Annotated in this window: 19 protein-coding genes; 12 read left to right on the forward strand and 7 right to left on the reverse strand. The window is 38.9% G+C overall.

All coding sequences use genetic code 11. The features are described from left to right. Position 1: 1 nt before the first annotated feature. Positions 2 to 1543, forward strand: coding sequence for an ABC-F family ATP-binding cassette domain-containing protein (locus GOM47_RS04080; protein WP_235081127.1), 1542 nt, complete (start codon positions 2 to 4; stop codon positions 1541 to 1543). Positions 1544 to 1598: 55 nt separating this feature from the next. Here the strand turns inward: GOM47_RS04080 and GOM47_RS04085 are convergent, their stop codons facing one another. From GOM47_RS04085 to GOM47_RS04100, 4 genes are all read right to left on the reverse strand, one after another. Next, positions 1599 to 2402: a peptidylprolyl isomerase gene (locus GOM47_RS04085; RefSeq protein ID WP_235081128.1), complete on the reverse strand. Its 804-nt coding sequence runs from the start codon at positions 2400 to 2402 to the stop codon at positions 1599 to 1601. Between the two features lie 108 nt (positions 2403 to 2510). Further along, positions 2511 to 2783, reverse strand: a complete 273-nt coding sequence (locus tag GOM47_RS04090; RefSeq protein ID WP_009013947.1) for a hypothetical protein — start codon at positions 2781 to 2783, stop codon at positions 2511 to 2513. Between the two features lie 76 nt (positions 2784 to 2859). After that, positions 2860 to 3084, reverse strand: a complete 225-nt coding sequence (locus GOM47_RS04095; RefSeq protein WP_001041097.1) for a helix-turn-helix transcriptional regulator — start codon at positions 3082 to 3084, stop codon at positions 2860 to 2862. Positions 3085 to 3086: 2 nt separating this feature from the next. Beyond that, positions 3087 to 3683, reverse strand: coding sequence for a DUF3796 domain-containing protein (locus tag GOM47_RS04100; protein ID WP_235081129.1), 597 nt, complete (start codon positions 3681 to 3683; stop codon positions 3087 to 3089). Positions 3684 to 4377: 694 nt separating this feature from the next. On the opposite strand from GOM47_RS04100, the gene rpsP reads away from it, so the two are divergent. From rpsP to GOM47_RS04145, 9 genes are all read left to right on the forward strand, one after another. After that, complete coding sequence (gene rpsP, locus GOM47_RS04105; protein WP_000268760.1) at positions 4378 to 4650, forward strand: 30S ribosomal protein S16; 273 nt, start codon at positions 4378 to 4380, stop codon at positions 4648 to 4650. Between the two features lie 19 nt (positions 4651 to 4669). Then, complete coding sequence (gene kphA, locus GOM47_RS04110; RefSeq protein WP_000379617.1) at positions 4670 to 4909, forward strand: RNA-binding protein KphA; 240 nt, start codon at positions 4670 to 4672, stop codon at positions 4907 to 4909. A gap of 42 nt (positions 4910 to 4951) precedes the next feature. After that, positions 4952 to 5287, forward strand: a complete 336-nt coding sequence (locus GOM47_RS04115) for a MazG nucleotide pyrophosphohydrolase domain-containing protein (protein ID WP_235081130.1) — start codon at positions 4952 to 4954, stop codon at positions 5285 to 5287. Positions 5288 to 5628: 341 nt separating this feature from the next. Beyond that, entirely contained in the window at positions 5629 to 6531 is a 903-nt protein-coding gene (locus GOM47_RS04120; protein WP_235081131.1) for a DMT family transporter, read from the forward strand. A gap of 149 nt (positions 6532 to 6680) precedes the next feature. Next, entirely contained in the window at positions 6681 to 7538 is an 858-nt protein-coding gene (locus tag GOM47_RS04125; protein ID WP_235081132.1) for an alpha/beta fold hydrolase, read from the forward strand. 98 nt (positions 7539 to 7636) lie between these two features. Then, positions 7637 to 8425 carry an alpha/beta hydrolase gene (locus tag GOM47_RS04130; protein WP_235081133.1) on the forward strand — a complete coding sequence of 263 codons (789 nt, stop codon included), beginning with the start codon at positions 7637 to 7639 and terminating at the stop codon, positions 8423 to 8425. Between the two features lie 30 nt (positions 8426 to 8455). Further along, positions 8456 to 8974 carry a ribosome maturation factor RimM gene (gene rimM / locus GOM47_RS04135; RefSeq protein WP_235081134.1) on the forward strand — a complete coding sequence of 173 codons (519 nt, stop codon included), beginning with the start codon at positions 8456 to 8458 and terminating at the stop codon, positions 8972 to 8974. Beyond that, a complete protein-coding gene (gene trmD / locus GOM47_RS04140) occupies positions 8964 to 9683 on the forward strand; it encodes a tRNA (guanosine(37)-N1)-methyltransferase TrmD (RefSeq protein WP_235081273.1) in 720 nt (239 codons plus the stop codon). Before rimM ends, trmD begins: the two co-directional genes overlap by 11 nt. 11 nt (positions 9684 to 9694) lie before the next feature. Next, positions 9695 to 10033, forward strand: a complete 339-nt coding sequence (locus tag GOM47_RS04145; protein WP_235081135.1) for an ATP cone domain-containing protein — start codon at positions 9695 to 9697, stop codon at positions 10031 to 10033. 25 nt (positions 10034 to 10058) lie between these two features. Here GOM47_RS04145 and GOM47_RS04150 read toward each other — a convergent pair whose 3' ends face one another. Beyond that, positions 10059 to 10379, reverse strand: coding sequence for a hypothetical protein (locus GOM47_RS04150; RefSeq protein ID WP_235081136.1), 321 nt, complete (start codon positions 10377 to 10379; stop codon positions 10059 to 10061). 103 nt (positions 10380 to 10482) lie between these two features. Between GOM47_RS04150 and GOM47_RS04155 the strand changes: the two genes are divergently transcribed. Then, entirely contained in the window at positions 10483 to 10701 is a 219-nt protein-coding gene (locus GOM47_RS04155) for a YdbC family protein (protein ID WP_235081137.1), read from the forward strand. 17 nt (positions 10702 to 10718) lie between these two features. Here the strand turns inward: GOM47_RS04155 and GOM47_RS04160 are convergent, their stop codons facing one another. Beyond that, complete coding sequence (locus GOM47_RS04160; RefSeq protein ID WP_235081138.1) at positions 10719 to 11294, reverse strand: TetR/AcrR family transcriptional regulator; 576 nt, start codon at positions 11292 to 11294, stop codon at positions 10719 to 10721. A 730-nt stretch (positions 11295 to 12024) separates the two neighbouring features. On the opposite strand from GOM47_RS04160, the gene GOM47_RS04165 reads away from it, so the two are divergent. Beyond that, positions 12025 to 17745, forward strand: coding sequence for a Cna B-type domain-containing protein (locus GOM47_RS04165; RefSeq protein ID WP_235081139.1), 5721 nt, complete (start codon positions 12025 to 12027; stop codon positions 17743 to 17745). Positions 17746 to 17831: 86 nt separating this feature from the next. On the opposite strand, the gene GOM47_RS04170 is transcribed toward GOM47_RS04165, so the two are convergent. After that, the gene (locus GOM47_RS04170) at positions 17832 to 18368 is read right to left on the reverse strand and encodes a biotin transporter BioY (protein ID WP_235081140.1); all 537 of its coding nucleotides are present in this window, start codon (positions 18366 to 18368) and stop codon (positions 17832 to 17834) included. Positions 18369 to 18425 lie beyond the last annotated feature (57 nt).

Genomic DNA, 18425 nt, shown 5'->3' on the forward strand with positions numbered 1-18425 from the left:
AATGAGTATTTTAGAAGTTAAAAATCTGAGTCACGGTTTTGGTGACCGTGCAATTTTTGAAGATGTGTCTTTCCGTCTCCTCAAGGGTGAACACATCGGCTTAGTCGGTGCCAATGGTGAGGGAAAATCAACCTTTATGAGCATTGTGACTGGTAAGATGTTACCAGATGAAGGGAAGGTGGAGTGGTCCAAATATGTGACTGCTGGCTATCTGGATCAGCATGCTGTGCTAAAGGAAGGTCAAACTGTGCGTGATGTACTCCGTACTGCCTTTGATGAGCTTTTCAAAGCAGAAGCACGTATCAATGACCTCTACATGGAAATGGCAGAAGAAGGAGCAGATATCGATACGCTGATGGAAGAAGTTGGAGAACTCCAAGACCGTTTGGAGAGTCGTGATTTTTATACTTTAGATGCCAAGATTGATGAAGTAGCGCGTGCTCTCGGTGTCATGGACTATGGCATGGATACGGATGTAACAGCATTATCAGGTGGACAAAGAACCAAGGTCCTTTTGGCTAAACTTCTCCTTGAAAAACCAGATATCTTGTTACTGGACGAGCCAACCAACTACTTGGATGCTGAACACATTGACTGGCTCAAACGCTATCTCCAAAACTATGAGAATGCCTTTGTCCTTATTTCGCACGATATTCCATTCCTCAACGACGTGATCAATATTGTCTACCATGTGGAGAACCAACAATTAACTCGCTATTCTGGCGACTACTACCAGTTCCAAGAAGTCTATGCTATGAAGAAATCTCAGTTAGAAGCGGCCTATGAACGTCAACAGAAAGAGATTGCAGACCTCAAGGACTTTGTCGCTCGAAACAAAGCGCGTGTTGCAACACGAAACATGGCCATGTCCCGTCAAAAGAAACTCGACAAGATGGACATCATTGAACTCCAAAGCGAGAAACCAAAGCCGTCCTTTGATTTCAAACCAGCTCGTACACCTGGGCGCTTTATCTTCCAAGCCAAGAACTTGCAGATTGGTTATGATCGTCCACTTACCAAACCTTTAAATCTTACCTTTGAACGCAATCAAAAGGTTGCCATTATTGGGGCCAATGGTATTGGGAAAACAACTCTCTTGAAGTCTCTCTTGGGCATTATTCCGCCAATCGCTGGGGAAGTCGAACGCGGTGACTACCTAGAACTTGGTTATTTTGAGCAGGAAGTGGAAGGAGGCAATCGCCAAACACCACTAGAAGCAGTTTGGAATGCTTTTCCTGCCCTTAACCAAGCAGAAGTCCGTGCGGCCCTTGCCCGCTGTGGTTTGACGACCAAGCACATCGAAAGTCAAATTCAAGTCTTATCAGGTGGGGAACAAGCTAAGGTGCGTTTCTGTCTCTTGATGAACCGTGAAAATAACGTTTTGGTACTTGACGAGCCGACCAACCACCTAGATGTGGATGCCAAGGATGAACTCAAACGTGCTCTGAAAGAGTATAAGGGTTCAATCCTCATGGTTTGTCACGAACCAGACTTCTATGAAGGCTGGATGGACCAAATATGGGACTTTAACAAGCTAACTTAAAAATGAGGAAAAAAGAAATACAGTATCGAATGCGGATACTGTATTTTTAGGTTGTTTAGGATTTAAAATTGTAATCTTTCACTACTTCGATGCTATCGATAGTGATAGCAGTAGTTGGTTTATCTTTTTCATCTTTTTCAGCCTTAGCAATCTTGTCGACAACATCCATGCCATCGATGACTTGACCAAAAACAGGGTGTTTGCCATCTAGGCTAGGATTTCCACCCTCTTTATAGGCTTCGATGATTTTCTTTGGATACTTGCTTGAAGGGAGTTTAGCAGAAATATCTGTCGAGTTTTGGTTGATGAAGAACTGGCTACCGTTGGTGTTTGGTTGACCTGTGTTAGCCATAGCAAGGGCTCCACGGATATTGTATAGGTAAGGAGAGATTTCATTTTTGAAACCAGTTCCCTTGTCCTTTGTTTTATCCTTATCATGCCAGATGGATTGGCCACCTGTACCATCTCCCTTAGGATCTCCAGTTTGGATCATAAATCCATCAATGACACGGTGGAAGGTGATGCCGTTATAATAGCCTTCCTTAGCGTGAGTAAGGAAGTTTTCAACTGCTAGTGGTGCTAGTTTTGGAAAGAGTTTGATGCGGATATCGCCTTGATTTGTATGTAAAATGACCTCGGCTTCATCTTCGGCAACTTCCTTAGAAAGTTGAGGGAAGTTGGCATTTTCATTGGTCAATGCGTCATTTAAATCTTTGGCAGCCTGAGCAGCTGCTTTTGAGCTTTCTTCAGCTGAGATACTAGAGTCAACATAGTCATCACCACGGAGACCACGTTGGATACTAGTACATCCTGCAAGGGCAATAGATGATAGTAAAAGAAGGGTTGCTAGTTTTTTCATTGTTTTCCTCTCAAAAATTCATTTCTATCATTGTACCCTAAAAGGGAGGTGATTTCAAATATTTGTGACAAGGTAGTTTAAGAGGAAGCCGACCAGAAAGTCGCTTGCTTAGAGATTTTTCTTTGGATGACGGTCGATAATGTCCTGGTACTGTTCCAGTATCTGCTCCCCCTTTGGAGTCAATTTGTAACCACGAATTGAAAAGTAACTTGCTAATTCTTCTTCTGAAAAGTTGTCACGAAGGGATTGGTCCAAATATGGAGCCCTCATCTTAGACAGTCCTGTCATTCCCTTGCTTTTCAGAATATTCTTTTTTATGGTGGCATTTAGATGGTCAAGTGAATCAAAAGCTGTCTTAATGACAGCATAACCTTTTTCCACAGAGTTTTTAGATGCTTTGGGGTATCAATATCATAAGTGTACTCAAAGTATTTAGGAAACCAGGTCTCGAAAAGAATTATGCTTCCTCTTTCTGTCTGAGTTCAAAGAGGTCTTCTACTTTAAGATTAAAAACTTGAGCAATTTTAAGAGCCATTTCCAGCGAAGGGTTGTAACGGTTATTTTCCAAGTGCAGAATTGTCTCGCGTCGCATGCCGATGAGGTCGGCTAACTCCTGCTGGGTCATGCCTGTGGACTCACGAACAGATTTGAGATTAGTAATAATTTTGCTTTCTTTGGCCATGCTTATCCTCTACGTTCCAAGATAAGATAGACAACCGAAAAGATGCAAATCAAGGCAGCTATGCTAATAAATATCTGTCCCATGTAAAGAGTGAGAGACCCCATATACCCAATGATAACTGCTAGGATCATCAGTGCGCCTAGTATAAAAACAAACATTAAGCTAGCTGCCTTTGCTAAATTAGCATAAAAGCGTTCGTCCGGAGTTTCCTTGACATTTTTTAAAGAGAAAAAACCAAATACAATCACTTCAATAACGAGGCCAATTCCCAAAATCCATTCTTTAATACCAGAACTTTCGCTTGGGGTCGCAACCCAAATCCCTACTGTATAAAAAATGCTTGCTGCAAACAAAAGTATCGTGTAAAGCTTAGCAGACAAGTCAAAAATAATCTTTCCTTTACCTTTCTGACTCTTATGAGGCCATGGTTTCATATGTAGCCAGCCCCAAATAGCTACAATCTGACCTAACACTGAAATACCAGCAATAACTAACTTGGGTCCCCAACTAAGATTAGAACCAAATAAAACAGTAAAATCAATAAAGAGAGCTGCGGAAATCATTGTAATGAGGCCACCCGTTTTTTGACTTTTTTTCATGATAGACTCCTTTCCTTATGTTAGAAATATTTAACAATCTTTATGTTATAAATATATCACACTTAAATTTAGAAATCAAGAATTTATGTGCCAAGGTGCAATTATTTGAAAAAATTTTTTAATAAAAGCCTTCGCTAGTCAAACAACTAAAGAATTCTTTGAAGCAATGCATCGGATTTGGTTTGAATAGTTTCGTTAATAATATTTGATGATAAAGAATTTTTGGAAAATCTAGATACTGTATGAATCTCTACTTTTTTTCTTAGACTATTATAAAGTCTGTCAGAATAAGCTTTGTAGGTGTAGAAGTTAATTTTTACAGAACTAAATTATTCCCCTATTTAGAATCTATTAATTCATATTTTATAAATTAATTAGTAGATATCGTTCTTAAAATCCTTGATATTTCGCTTGGGAACAGGTTTTGGATTTAGTAGCCAAGCATCCAAATCACGTTCAGGAGAGATGAAGGGTTTGACTTGATAATCCTTATATAATTTTCTAAAATAGTATTCATAAACGATTTCTTTCTAATTTTTTCTTTAAGATTATAACCAATTTCTAGTAGTAAAAAAAATCAAAACTTTGTCAAGTTTTTTTCTTGACAGCTGTCAAAAATCTGTTATAATAGAACATGTGCTAAATAGCTCAGCTATTTCACCGAAATAAAAAATAAGAAAAGAGACATTAAAAAATGGCAGTTAAAATCCGTTTGACTCGTATGGGTTCTAAGAAAAAACCTTTCTACCGTATCAACGTAGCAGACTCACGTTCACCACGTGACGGACGTTTCATCGAAACAGTTGGAACTTACAACCCACTTGTTGCTGAAAACCAAGTAACTTTGAAAGAAGACCGCGTTCTTGCATGGTTGGCTGATGGAGCTCAACCTTCAGATACAGTTCGCAACATCCTTTCAAAAGAAGGCGTATTGAAAAAATTCCACGATTCTAAATTCTCAAAATAAGTTTAAAGTAGGTTGACAGATGGATACGATTGAAAATCTCATTATTGCGATTGTGAAACCTTTGATTTCACAACCTGATGCCTTAACTATCAAGATTGAAGACACACCAGAGTTTTTGGAGTATCACTTGGATCTTGACCAAAGCGATGTCGGTCGTGTTATCGGTCGTAAGGGTCGCACTATCTCAGCGATAAGAACGATTGTCTACTCTGTCCCAACTGAAGACAAAAAAGTAAGAATCGTTATCGATGAAAAATAAAGAAAGCGGGACAGATGTCTCGCTTTTTTTGTGGAGGAGAAGATGAAGAATCTAACGTTTAGACAATTACAAGCTTACTTACTTGAACATTACCAACAGTCTCGAACTGAGGAAGGCCTCTTTATCAAGTTAGTGGAGGAAGTCGGAGAAGTAGCCGAGGTCTTGAATGGGCGCTCTGGTCGAAAAGAGGGCGTCCAGGACTCAAATGAGGAACTAGCCAAAGAACTGGCTGATATTATTCACTACACTGTCGCCATTGCGGCTATTAATGACATTGATCTAACCAAAACTATCTTTGATAAAGATAAAAAAGTGGCCATTAAGTACCAACATGAAAGAGATTTGGAAGGATTTTTGGAAAACCTCCAAGAAAACTAGGAATAGTCTCTTTTCACTGATATGGAAGATTTATTCTAGCTTACGCTAGCTTGTATAGAGAAATCAATGAAATTAGCAGATTATGCTATCAAAGTAAGAAATCTATAAGAAGCAAACAAGCTAGAACTTGTGAGAAAAGAACGAGAAAAGCAGATCAGACTGGCTGACTCCTTTATAGGCAAGGAAAAAGAATTTATCATCTTGAAAGAGTGATAGTGGGAATAAAATACCAATCCTAGAAATAGCATCTAGAATTTTACTATGCTAAAATGGAAAGACAGTCTCAAAATTTCTAGTTGATTTATCTTGAGAATAGCTACTTTAAAAGGGAGTAACAATCTATGAACGAGAAAACAAAAGCATACCTAGCAGCCTTATCCTTTTCAGCCATCATTGGTTTTTCTTTTTTATTTACTAAGATTGCTTTGGGCTATGCCAGTCCACTTACAAACTTGGCACATCGCTATACAATCGCTGCTTTGGTATTGGTCATCCTTCATCAAACAACACTTATCAATGTGAGTTTGAGTAGAAAAGATATTCTTTCTATTCTTCCTATGAGTCTTTTCTATCCACTCCTCTTCTTTATTTTTCAATCCTTTGCCTTACAGTATATATCGTCTTCTGAAGCAGGAATTTTACAAGCTCTTGTCCCGATTTTTACTCTCCTTTTGGCATCGGTCTTTCTCAAGGAAAAGACAAGTTTGTTGCAAAAGTTCTTTTTAATTTTATCCGTAGCAGGAGTAGTTTTCATCTTCCTTAGTAAAGGAGCGAACTTTAGCACGGAAACTGCTAGCTTGGGCTTTCTATTGATGTTGGGATCTGTTCTCGCCAATGCAATAAACAATATCCTCAGCAAGGCTAAAGGAGGTCGCTATCGGGCCATGGATATGACAGCTGTTGTGATATTTGTTGGCTTCGTCACCTTTAATACGCTGAGTCTGACCTCGCACTATCTAGAGGGGAACATATTAGCTTACTTTGCGCCACTTGGACAGGTACCCTATCTGCTTTCCATCCTCTATTTGGGAATTTTAGTCTCTATAGTTACTGGTAGTCTTTCTATCTATGCTATTGTTCGACTTGGAGCATCAACCGTCAGTGTCTTTGGTAATCTTGGAACAGTTTTGACCATTCTAGCCGGAGCCCTTATCCTCCACGAACCAATTTATAGTTACCATGTGATTGGAGCTACTCTGATTATTGCTGGAATCTTAGGCATGAATCTGATGAGAAAAAAGTAAAGATTGCGTAGCAGTCTTTTTCTTTATCCAAATGATTCAGAAAATTCAAAATTTTTAATGAAACTAAGTTTAGAAAACCATGATTTTAATATAGCATGATAAAATAGATACAAAGAATGATATCAGGATAAAGAGGAGAGAGTGTAGAAATGAAGCCAAATGATATTGCTGAAGCTATTGCTTTTTATAACAGAGAACCAAAGATGTTGGAACGTCACCTTATAGCAGTCGTAGATTGTGATTTGGTTGTTTATCATCGCCCTGGAAAGTCAAGTAAAGAGCATATTATTTTTTATCATGGAGCTTGTGGACGTAGTCAGATGTGGGCCCACCAGTATGATGCTTTTGATGGATTTGACCTTTACTTTGTAAATGTTAGAGGGCAGGGTGAATCACCTATGAAAGTTGGCCTACCCGACTTGGAAGGCGCTGTTCAAGATGTAGATGCCATTTTGTCCTATTTCCAGTTGGATAAGGTGATATTGGTTGGTCATTCTTGGGGAGGAAATCCACTTCAAGAGTATACCTATCGCCATCCAGAAAGAGTCCTAGCCTTGGTCATGGTAGATAGTTGGGGACAGCATCGTTACCTATCAGAGAAAGAAAGAGGTCGAATCAAATATAGTTCTCTTATGTACAAGACGATTCCTTGGAAGGTGATTGCTGATAAAAACTCAAAAATGTGTACTGATAACCCTATCACAAGAGAATTGGTCAAGACGGCCATTATAGAAACTGGGCGAGATGTTTTCTTGAACCTTGGAATCACAGGTTTCTTGGCAGTCCATGAGATAGAAGGATATAAAGGAAATCCTCCCATGCTATTAGTAAGAGGAGAAAATGATTTCCCCAAACACCTAAAAATAATCTATGATGGTATCATTGCTCTAAATCCCAATGCGCGTCAAGTAACGATTTCAGATAGCAAACACCAACCTATGAATGACCATCCTAAAGAGTTTAATCAGATAGTTGGTGATTTTTTTGAAGAAGTAGTAGCCTTGTAAGATAGGACCTATCCAACTTGTGAAAATCCCTGGAACGTGATAAAATAAAGGATAAGGGTTTTTAATAAATCATTGTTATAGAATGAGTGGATTTCTTTATGAAACGGTTTGAAGTAACTACAAAAATTGGCAGTCTCTTTGTTACTTATAAAAAGAAAAAGAAAGTGCTTGTTTGTTTAAATGGCGCAGGTTTGCTACCAAGTTATGAAAATTTTTCACTTATACTTGAAAAACTTCCTCCTACAATTGGTTATTTGACAATTGATTTTCCGAACACAGGTAGAAGTCTGATTCATGACCAATCTGGAAAAAATCTGGACAATCTTGTAGACGCGGTTTATGAAGTACTTGAAGAATTGGCGATTTCTGAATATATACTTTGTGTTCATAGTTTGAGTGGAATTTTAGCTTGCAAATTACTCAAGAAACCAATTAAGTGTCAGGCTTTAGTAGCAATTGAACCTACAACTAAAAAAGTAATGTTTTCTGATTTTTCAGAAAATCCTTATCCAGAAATGGAAGAGCAGATTAGGTTGATTGACGAGTGTGGTCCTGAACTTTATTTTAAGAACATAACTCAAGCAACATTTAGCCCTGAAACTAATAAAGAAATCTGGGAATTAATGCAAGAAAAAGGCTCAGAGCTGGAAAGTCAAGATCAAGGATTTCAGATGTCTGGAGAGATTACTGAGGAAGATTTTGAGAATGTGTCCATAGAAGCTCATATTCCTGTATTTATTTTTTGTCAGGCTTATAGAGAAAAAGAGTACAGAGAATCAGAATATTGGACTTCCAATACTAAACTCATTTTGGGAGGGAATCACCATTATTTACAGTGGTCAGAATCAGAAAAAATTGCGGCTATTATTCGAGAGCTGTCAGAATAAGATGGAAAGAAGGAGAGTACAGGAGACAAGATGAACTATTTTAATGTTGGGAAAATCGTCAATACGCAGGGATTGCAGGGTGAGATGCGAGTCTTGTCTGTGACGGATTTTGCTGAGGAACGGTTTAAAAAAGGGGCAGAGCTGGCTTTGTTTGATGAAAAAGATCAGTTTGTTCAAACAGTGACCATCGCAAGTCACCGCAAGCATAAGAACTTTGACATTATCAAATTCAAAGATATGTACCATATCAATGCGATTGAAAAGTACAAGGGTTATAGTCTCAAGGTCGCTGAGGAGGATTTGAACGACTTGGACGATGGGGAGTTCTATTATCACGAGATTATCGGTTTGGATGTTTACGAGGGTGATAACTTGATTGGAACTATCAAGGAAATCCTGCAACCAGGTGCCAACGATGTCTGGGTGGTCAAGCGAAAAGGCAAGCGTGATCTGCTTTTACCTTACATTCCCCCAGTAGTTCTCAATGTTGATATTCCAAACAAGCGGGTTCAAGTGGAAATCTTAGAAGGACTAGATGATGAAGATTGATATTTTAACTCTCTTTCCTGAGATGTTTTCTCCGCTGGAACACTCGATCGTTGGAAAGGCTCGAGAAAAAGGGCTCTTGGATATCCATTATCATAATTTCAGAGAATACGCTGAAAAGGCCCGTCATGTTGACGATGAGCCCTACGGAGGCGGTCAGGGGATGTTGCTCCGAGCCCAACCCATTTTCGATGCCTTTGATGCTATTGAAAAGAAACATCCCCGCGTCATTCTTCTTGATCCTGCTGGGAAACAGTTCGATCAAGCTTACGCTGAGGATTTGGCTCAGGAAGATGAACTGATCTTTATTTGTGGTCACTATGAAGGGTATGACGAGCGCATCAAGACCCTGGTAACCGATGAGATTTCCCTAGGAGACTATGTCTTGACTGGAGGAGAATTGGCGGCCATGACCATGATCGATGCGACCGTTCGCCTGATTCCTGAAGTGATTGGCAAGGAGTCTAGCCACCAAGATGACAGTTTTTCTTCGGGACTCCTCGAATATCCTCAGTACACACGTCCTTATGACTATCGTGGCATGGTGGTTCCAGATGTGCTCATGAGTGGACACCATGAAAAGATTCGTCAGTGGCGACTGTATGAGAGCCTAAAGAAAACCTACGAGCGCAGACCTGACTTGCTAGAAAACTATCAACTGACAGCCGAAGAAGAAAAAATGCTGGCTGAAATCAAAGAAAACAAAGAATAAAGGAGAACCTTATGCAAGTAATCAAACGTAATGGAGAAATTGCTGAATTTGATCCAGATAAAATTTACCAAGCTGTCCTAAAAGCAGCTCAAACCGTTTATGTTTTGACAGATGATTTGCGTCAAAACCTTGCACAAGTTACTAAAAAAGTCGTTTTGGACTTGGAGGAAGCAAAAGTGGAACGTGCGACTATCAGCATGATCCAATCAATGGTTGAAAATCGTTTGTTGGGGGCAGGATATATCACAATAGCCGAACACTACATTTCTTATCGCTTGCAACGCGATTTGGAGAGAAGTGGTTATGGTGACCATATCGCAGTTCACCTTCATTTTGAACAAATCCGTTAAGAAAAAGAGTGGGATGAAAAGCATCTCACTCTTTCTTAAATAGATTTTTCTGAGCTTTTTGTACGGTTGAGGGAACGAAACGAAGTCGTTTAATATCACTGATACAGATGATTCGAGTCACGTTTTTTGAAAAATTCTTGATGATAATTTGTTGGCGAATGGCATCGTATTTGAGAATATCACCCGTAAAACTTGTCTCAGCAAGTATCACATGAACAGCTGTTTTTTTCTGGATGGCCTGTTCAATCATAGCAGTGAGGGAGTTATCCTCGATTTGAGGATGATCATCATTCCCATTGAGAAAACCATGTAGTTTATCTAGAACTAGTTGGAATGCCTGTCTCATAGAATCCTCCCTTCTTACATATCCACATTATATAAAATTTTTCTAAAAACCACAAGATTTTTACGAATAGACTAGAGAAAGCATATCACAAAAAGGAGTTAAAATGGCAGAATTCACATTTAAAATCGAAGAGCATTTGCTAACCTTATCTGAAAATGAAAAGGGTTGGACCAAGGAAATCAACCGTGTCAGTTTTAACGGGGCACCTGCAAAATTTGACATTCGCGCTTGGAGCCCAGATCATACTAAAATGGGCAAGGGAATTACTCTTACAAATGAAGAATTTCAGGTAATGGTCGATGCTTTTAAAGGCGGGAAATGAGAGAAGGATAGTGAATTTTACTCACTATCCTTTTCTTGTAAAATCATATAATCTCGAAGAGATATTGTTGTTAATAGGAGAAACGTTTTTTTAAACTTTTCTGGTGGAGTAGGGTTCTCTTTTCGTATCCAAGCTTCAATAAAAGTGATAATCATGTTTGCGACGACATAGGTCATGTCATCTTCACTAAAATCAAATTCCTTGTTGTAGTGGATATTCTTTAAAATCCATTTTGAATAAGTATCTCTTAGGAACTCCTTCCAACTAGGATCTGCTTGAGTTATAAAAAGTGTTCGAATGATATTCCTATTTTCATAAACCAAAGGAATCGCAAAATTCGCAAAACACTCAATCGGATTTCCATCCATTCTCGAACAATAATTATTAAATATCTGGAAAATTTGTTGATCTGCTTGTTCGTGAATATATTTGATAATATCATCATAGTTATGAAAATGTTTTTGATAAATCGCTTGTCTTGAAATACCCGCTTTTTTAGCAATTTCACTCATTGTGAAGGAACTACGTTGAGGATTTTGTTTAGCGAGTGATATAAAAGCAGAAACGATAGAATCTCGAGTATCTTTAGTCATAAGCGTCCTTTCTATGAAATAAATTGTGAATAGGCATCAATTAAAATATTAGATAAAACTGACAACTTAAAAGAAACTGTTTGTAAAAAATTTCAGTAATAAAATATTGTAATATTGTTTATTTTACTAAATAAATTATAACATAGAATCAACAATTCTCCTAATGAATGATATAAAAAGTGTCTATTTTGCTAAACTATAAGAGGAAAAATAATGTAATAAAAACTTTAAAATGATGTATAAAGAACAAAGTGTGCATTGCATAATATACAATTTAAAACTATCCATCCTCCATGAGCTTATTCTAGATCGTATTTTAGAAAAGGTTTTGATTGACAATATACCTTGAAATTTATAATATTTGGAAACTTTTATAATAAAAATACCCTAAACGACAATATGAAATCATTATGTATGCTACGATAAAAGTTGACAAACTGTAAATTTTTTTTTTTTTGGAATATTCATAAAGAATTAATATAATACTAGTAGTTGTGGTATAATGAAGTGAATGATATTTTGCAAGTTTTCATTCATAAGTGAGTAAGAAATCCTATTAAAGATTAGATTAAATCATTACTTTGAGCAGTACTACTAGCCATAGCCAGTAACCGTCGCAGCTATCATAGGAAGATTCTTGTGGTAAATCTAGCAATTGAAAGGGGTGTTGCCTACTGTTAAGACGTGACATACTTCTCAATTAAATTTAATCAAATAGAAAGGATTTTTTATGGATAAACTAAAGAAAGTACTAGGTTTTCTAGTATTTCCTCTTTTACTTTTGATGATGCTTTTCCCGACAGTTGAAGCACAGGCAGCAACTGACGTTACGAGTAAAGTTCAAATAGACCACTTGGAGATTACTATAGCATCCACAGGAAGCAAGACTGAAGGAATTCATGGTTCAAATGATACTTCGATGAAATTGAAATATTCAGGTAAATTCTCATTTCCCAATGTGGCAGCTAATGAAATCAAGGATGGGGATTACTTCATCGTAAAAGCTCCAGATAACTTGAGTTTGACGGATGGTAGTCTGGATTTGATTGATTCGACGTCAAATATCAAAATGGGGACTGTCCGAGTGGAGAATGCTAACCATCAGCTGGTATTTACCTTCAATGACAAGGTGAAGGACAAGCAGAATATCCGTGGGGACTTTGTTGCAGAAGCAACTGAAACACTCCAAAAAGAGGGGAAAACGGTTACCTATGTTTTACCAAATGGTGATAAACAGACCATCACGTATAAAGTGAATAAATATGAACAGACTGACGTGATTGGAGAAACTATTACAAAGTACGGTTATAACGATAACAATAAGGCGAGAGCACATTTTCAGATGAAGATTAATCGCGCTAAGAAAGATATGACTGGACATGTGGTGAAGATTACAGATGACGTTTCAAAGGGAGCCTTTGCTAACTATGTGGAAGGTACTTTCTCTCTGCATGAAGCGGAATTCGAAACGACGAATACGAATTCATCTGCTCTTAAACATTTAGGTGATGAATACGAAATCACAACCGATCCGGAGGTATACAAGGCTAACTCAGATAAAAAAGCTTTGTTGACCTTTGTCAACGGGAAACGAGGATTTGAGTTGCTCATGCCGACTAATATGGGAACAAAGAGCTTTTTCTTAACGTATGATACGTCCTCACCAGCAGATACTTCAACGATAAGTAACTCAGCGCAGTACTTGATTGATAACCAACCACAACTTATTTGGGAAAAATACGGAGGTAGTACCGGAACCAGAACAGAGGCAACGTTTAATTTAAAGTCGGTTAAATCTGTAGGTGCGACTATTACTGCTGATATTGCTGGTAAGATCAAAATCACAAAATACGATGAAGCGGATGCAGATGTTAAGTTGGCAGGCGTTGTCTTTGAAATCCGTGAGAAAACCACTAATAATTTGGTTGATACCGTTACAACAGATAAAGACGGAATTGCTCTTTCAAAGGCTCTCAATGATGGTAAGTATATTGTTAAAGAAAAGACTCCGAAATCAGGCTATCAGGTAAATAGTCAAGAATTTGAAGTGGAGATGAAAGATGGAAAAGGTGTTCCCCTCAATATCTCTAACAAACGTGTGACAGTTGACTTTGAAGCAACCAAGACTTGGGTAAACGGAAAAGCAACTGACTACAAAGAAGTCAAACTCGGTTTGTATGTGCACAAAGAAGGACAAACTGTTGCAGATGCAAAACCTGTTACTGGGAACTACACCCCTGAAGTAACCGTGTCGAACGGTGTCTACACTTATAAGTGGAAAAATCAACTTCCTGAACGTGATGTTGATGGAAGCAAGCTAGTTTATTCTGTTCGCGAACTTCAAGACCAGACAAACCTTCCTTTGAAAGAAGGAGAGAAGGTTGCAGTTGGCGATAACAACTACATCGTATCTTACAATGCAGACAAGACTCAAGTAACCAATACTTACGAAGTTCCAAAAACAAACGTGACTGCTAAGAAAGTCTGGGTTGGCGGTCAGGAACATATTCGTCCAACTGTCTACTTCAAATTGTACCGTACACCAGAAGGTGGAGCGATTGAAGAAGTGGCTGGTGTTGAGAAGAAAGACGTTCCAAAAACAGATGGAACTGTCGAATGGACAGACCTTCCTGCGACAGATGAGCACGGTGTGAAGTACACTTATAGTGTGATGGAAGTCGATGAAGATGGCAATCTCATCGTAGATACGATAGACGGCTATACTCCAGCACAAACAGCGGGTCTTACTGTTACAAATACCTATAGCACTTCACCAACTAAGGCTGATATTGAAGTCAAAAAAGAATTAACTGGTGGTCGTCCAACACCTCTTCAAAACGAAGAATTTGAATTTATCTTGAAAGACAAAAATGGCCAAGAAGTTCAAAGAGCTAAGAACGATGCAGCTGGTCGCGTAGTCTTCAAAGATATTCCTTTCGATAAAGCGGGTGAATACGAATTTACTGTTGTTGAAGTGAATGCTGGTCAAACCATTAATGGTGTGACTTATGATGGTAGAAAAGTACCGGTCACAGTACATGTAGTAGATGATGGCAAAGGTAAGCTGGTTGCATCAGTAATGTATTATCCTATTACTGCTGTAGCACTTCCAGCAGCTGATTTCTCATCTTCAGCACCTGGTGCTAATCTTGTTCCGCCACTTGCTGGTGCAGTGACAAGAGCTACTGATATTGGAATTCAGACATTCACCAATACTTATAAGCCTGCTAATGTGAAAGCTCCTGTTTCGGCAACCAAATCATTCATCAATAAGAACACTGATAAGCCAATTCAGCTTCAAGGTGGTGAATTCGAGTTTGCCTTGTTTGAGAAAAATGGTACAGCTCCAATTCAAACAACAACAAATGATGCAGCTGGAAACATTAAGTTTGAAGATTTAGAATTCAATAAAGCTGACACTTATCATTACACCATCGTTGAAAAGAATGCTGGGACAACTGATAAAGGAATCACTTATTCTAACAAGACTATCGAAGTAACGATCAAAGTTGTTGACAACGGTAAGGGAGCTCTTGAAGCAACTGTTACCTATGACAATAACGACAGCACTTTCGAAAACACCTATAAGGCTAAAAATGCCAAAGAAGTTCTTGAAGTAGATAAGAAACTAACCAATCGCAATCTCGAAGCTGACATGTTCGAATTTACATTGACAGACGAAGTTGGTAACGTTGAAAAAGCGAAGAATGGTGCTGACGGAAAAGTTAAATTCTCAGAGTTGACATTTGATGAAGCACGTACTTACACTTACACTATTAAGGAAGTAAAAGCTGGCACAACGGAGAATGGTATCACCTACGATGCTAAGACCGTCACAGCTACAGTAACTGTAACCGATGATGGTCAAGGTCAATTGCATGCAAAGGTTGAATACAGCAGTGATGCAAGTGATGGTAGCACAAGTTTCACTAATGTCTACACCCCAGCTAAAACACAGGTTCCAGTGAAGAAAGTTTGGAACGATGCTGATAACCAAGATGGCAAACGTCCAACATCAGTCACAGTTAAACTTCTTGCCGATGGTCAAGACACAGGTAAGACCCTTGAACTCAATAAAGACAACAACTGGTCAGGAAGCTTCACAGATCTTGATGTGAACAAAGCTGGTAAAGCGATTAAGTACACTATCGAAGAAGTTTCAGTCGCAGAATATGAGTCTAAGGTAACAGGAGATGCGACAACTGGCTTCACCATTACCAATAGCTACACACCAGGTAAGACTCAAGTACCGGTGAAGAAAGTTTGGAACGATGCTGATAACCAAGATGGCAAACGTCCAACATCAGTCACAGTTAAACTTCTTGCCGATGGTCAAGACACAGGTAAGACCCTTGAACTCAATAAAGACAACAACTGGTCAGGAAGCTTCACAGATCTTGATGTGAACAAAGCTGGTAAAGCGATTAAGTACACTATCGAAGAAGTCTCAGTTGCTGGCTACAAATCTGAGGTGACAGGAGATGCCACAACTGGTTTCACCATTACTAACAGCTACACTCCAGGTAAGACTCAAGTACCAGTGAAGAAAGTTTGGAACGATGCCGACAACCAAGATGGCAAACGTCCAACATCAGTCACAGTTAAACTTCTTGCCGATGGTCAAGACACAGGTAAGACCCTTGAACTCAATAAAGACAACAACTGGTCAGGAAGCTTCACAGATCTTGATGTGAACAAAGCTGGTAAAGCGATTAAGTACACTATCGAAGAAGTTTCAGTCGCAGAATATGAGTCTAAGGTAACAGGAGATGCCACAACTGGCTTCACCATTACCAATAGCTACACACCAGGTAAGACTCAAGTACCAGTGAAGAAAGTTTGGAATGATAGCGACAACCAAGATGGCAAACGTCCAGAGTCTATCACCGTTAAACTCCTTGCTGATGGTCAAGACACAGGTAAGACCCTTGAACTCAATAAAGATAACAACTGGTCAGGAAGCTTCACAGATCTTGATGTAAACAAAGCTGGTAAAGCGATTGTTTACTCAGTAGTCGAAGTAACTGTTACTGGCTACAATTCTGAAGTTACTGGTGACCCTGTATCAGGCTTCACAATCACCAATAACTACACCCCGGAAACAGTTAATGTAAAAGCAACCAAGAACTGGGATGATGCGAATAACCAAGATGGCAAACGTCCAACTAAGATTACAATCAATCTCTTAGCAGACGGTCAGAAAGTTGATTCAAAAGAGATTCAAGCTGCACCAGACGGCACTTGGTCTGTTGAATTTACAAAACTTGCAAAATATAAGAATGGTAAAGAGATTAAATATACTGTGACAGAAGAAGCAGTCGCAGAATACGAATCGACTATTACAGACTTTACCATCACAAACAAATATGCACCAAAAGAAATCGACTACAAGGTAACAAAAGTATGGAACGACGCGAACGACCAAGACGGCAAACGTCCTAAGTCCGTAACGGTTCAACTTTTCAAATCTGTAGGTGGATCTAAAGCAGTAGCCGTTGAAGGTAAGAAATTGACCTTGACAGCTAAGGATAAGACGGACGCTAACACTTGGGTAGCATCATTTACAAAACTTCCACAATTCGAAGCTGGTAAAGAAATCACTTACTCCATCAAGGAAGTGGATGTACCAGCTGGCTACGAATCTTCTGTAACTGGACAAGTGGTAACAAACACTCATAACCCAGAAACAGTTGTTCTTTCAGGAACTAAGGTTTGGAAGGATAACAACAACCAAGATGGCAAACGTACAACATCTGTGAAAGTTCAAATCTTTAAAGGTGAGGGCGAAAAAGCAGAGCTCGCTCAAGAGATTGAAGTATCAGAGAAGACTGGTTGGAAGTTTGAATCAAAACCACTTCCTAAGTATGAAAATGGTCAAGAAATCAAGTACACTGTTAAAGAAGTTGTTGTGAAAGAATATACTTCAACAATTACTACTGACAAAGACGGTAAGTACACGATTACTAACGAACATACACCAGAGAAAATTATTGTAAAAGGTAAGAAGATCTGGGATGATGCTAATAACAAAGATGGTATCCGTCCAGACTCAATTGTTGTTAAGCTGTTGGCAAATGGTGTAGAAACTGGTAAAACAGCTACAGCTTCAGTAGCAAGTGGTTGGACGTATGAATTTACAGATCTTGATCGTTATCAAGATGGTGGTAAAGAGATTGTTTATACAGTTAAAGAAGCATATGTTCCTAAAGGCTATACTTCTGAAGTAATTGGCACTAATATTGTAAATCACCACAAGCCAAAAGACCCAGAACCAAATAAACCACAGGATCCAGAGCCAAACAAGCCAAAAGATCCAGAACCAGGAAAACCAGGACAAAAACCTCAACTTCCTAACACTGGTGAAAAAGCATCTAACGCAACAGTAGTTGCAGGACTTGCTTTGATGGCAGTGACCGGTGGATTATACTTTGTAAGCCGTAAAAATAAATAATCTCTAGATGAGACTTGATTCTCAGTTAGTTCTTATGAAGTAATTGGAAAGGAAATAGTCCAGAACGATTGTTCTGGACTATTTTTTTATCTTGAGAAATAAGTGACGCTTTTCAATCGTTCGAGTAGGGGACGACTAATGAAACTGATCGCAATGATCTTACCAAGATCAGGAAGGATAAAAGGAAGGACACCAACAGCGAGTGCCTTATCAAATGACATACCAGCAAGCAAGTGGAGGCTGAGAATACCTCCGACAAAGACGAGGGAATCACCCAAGAGGTTGGCTAGGAAAATGCGGATATAGCCACTATTCTGATGGATGAGATAAGAGGTAAGTCCTGCATAGACAAGGTCGAACCAAAGATAGCCTGAACTTGGACCGACTAAAATGTGAAATCCTGCACCACCCCCTGCAAAGACAGGTAGTCCAATGGCACCCAGTAGGAGATAGAGAGCTACAGAAAGAGCGGCTTCTCTAGGTCTAAAAACAGTAGCAATCAAACCGATCGCAAAGTTTTGCAGAGTGAAAGGTACAGGACCGATAGGGAGACTGATTTGTGCCAATACGGCGATGAGAGCAGCACCGATAGCAGGAATGGCATAGATATGAGCTTTTTTCAAAATTGTTAACCTCTTTTCAAAATTATAGTAACTATTATACTAATTTAGTAACAGAAG

Origin of the sequence: Streptococcus oralis, from assembly GCF_021497945.1 — a bacterium.
Lineage (GTDB): Bacteria > Bacillota > Bacilli > Lactobacillales > Streptococcaceae > Streptococcus > Streptococcus oralis_BR.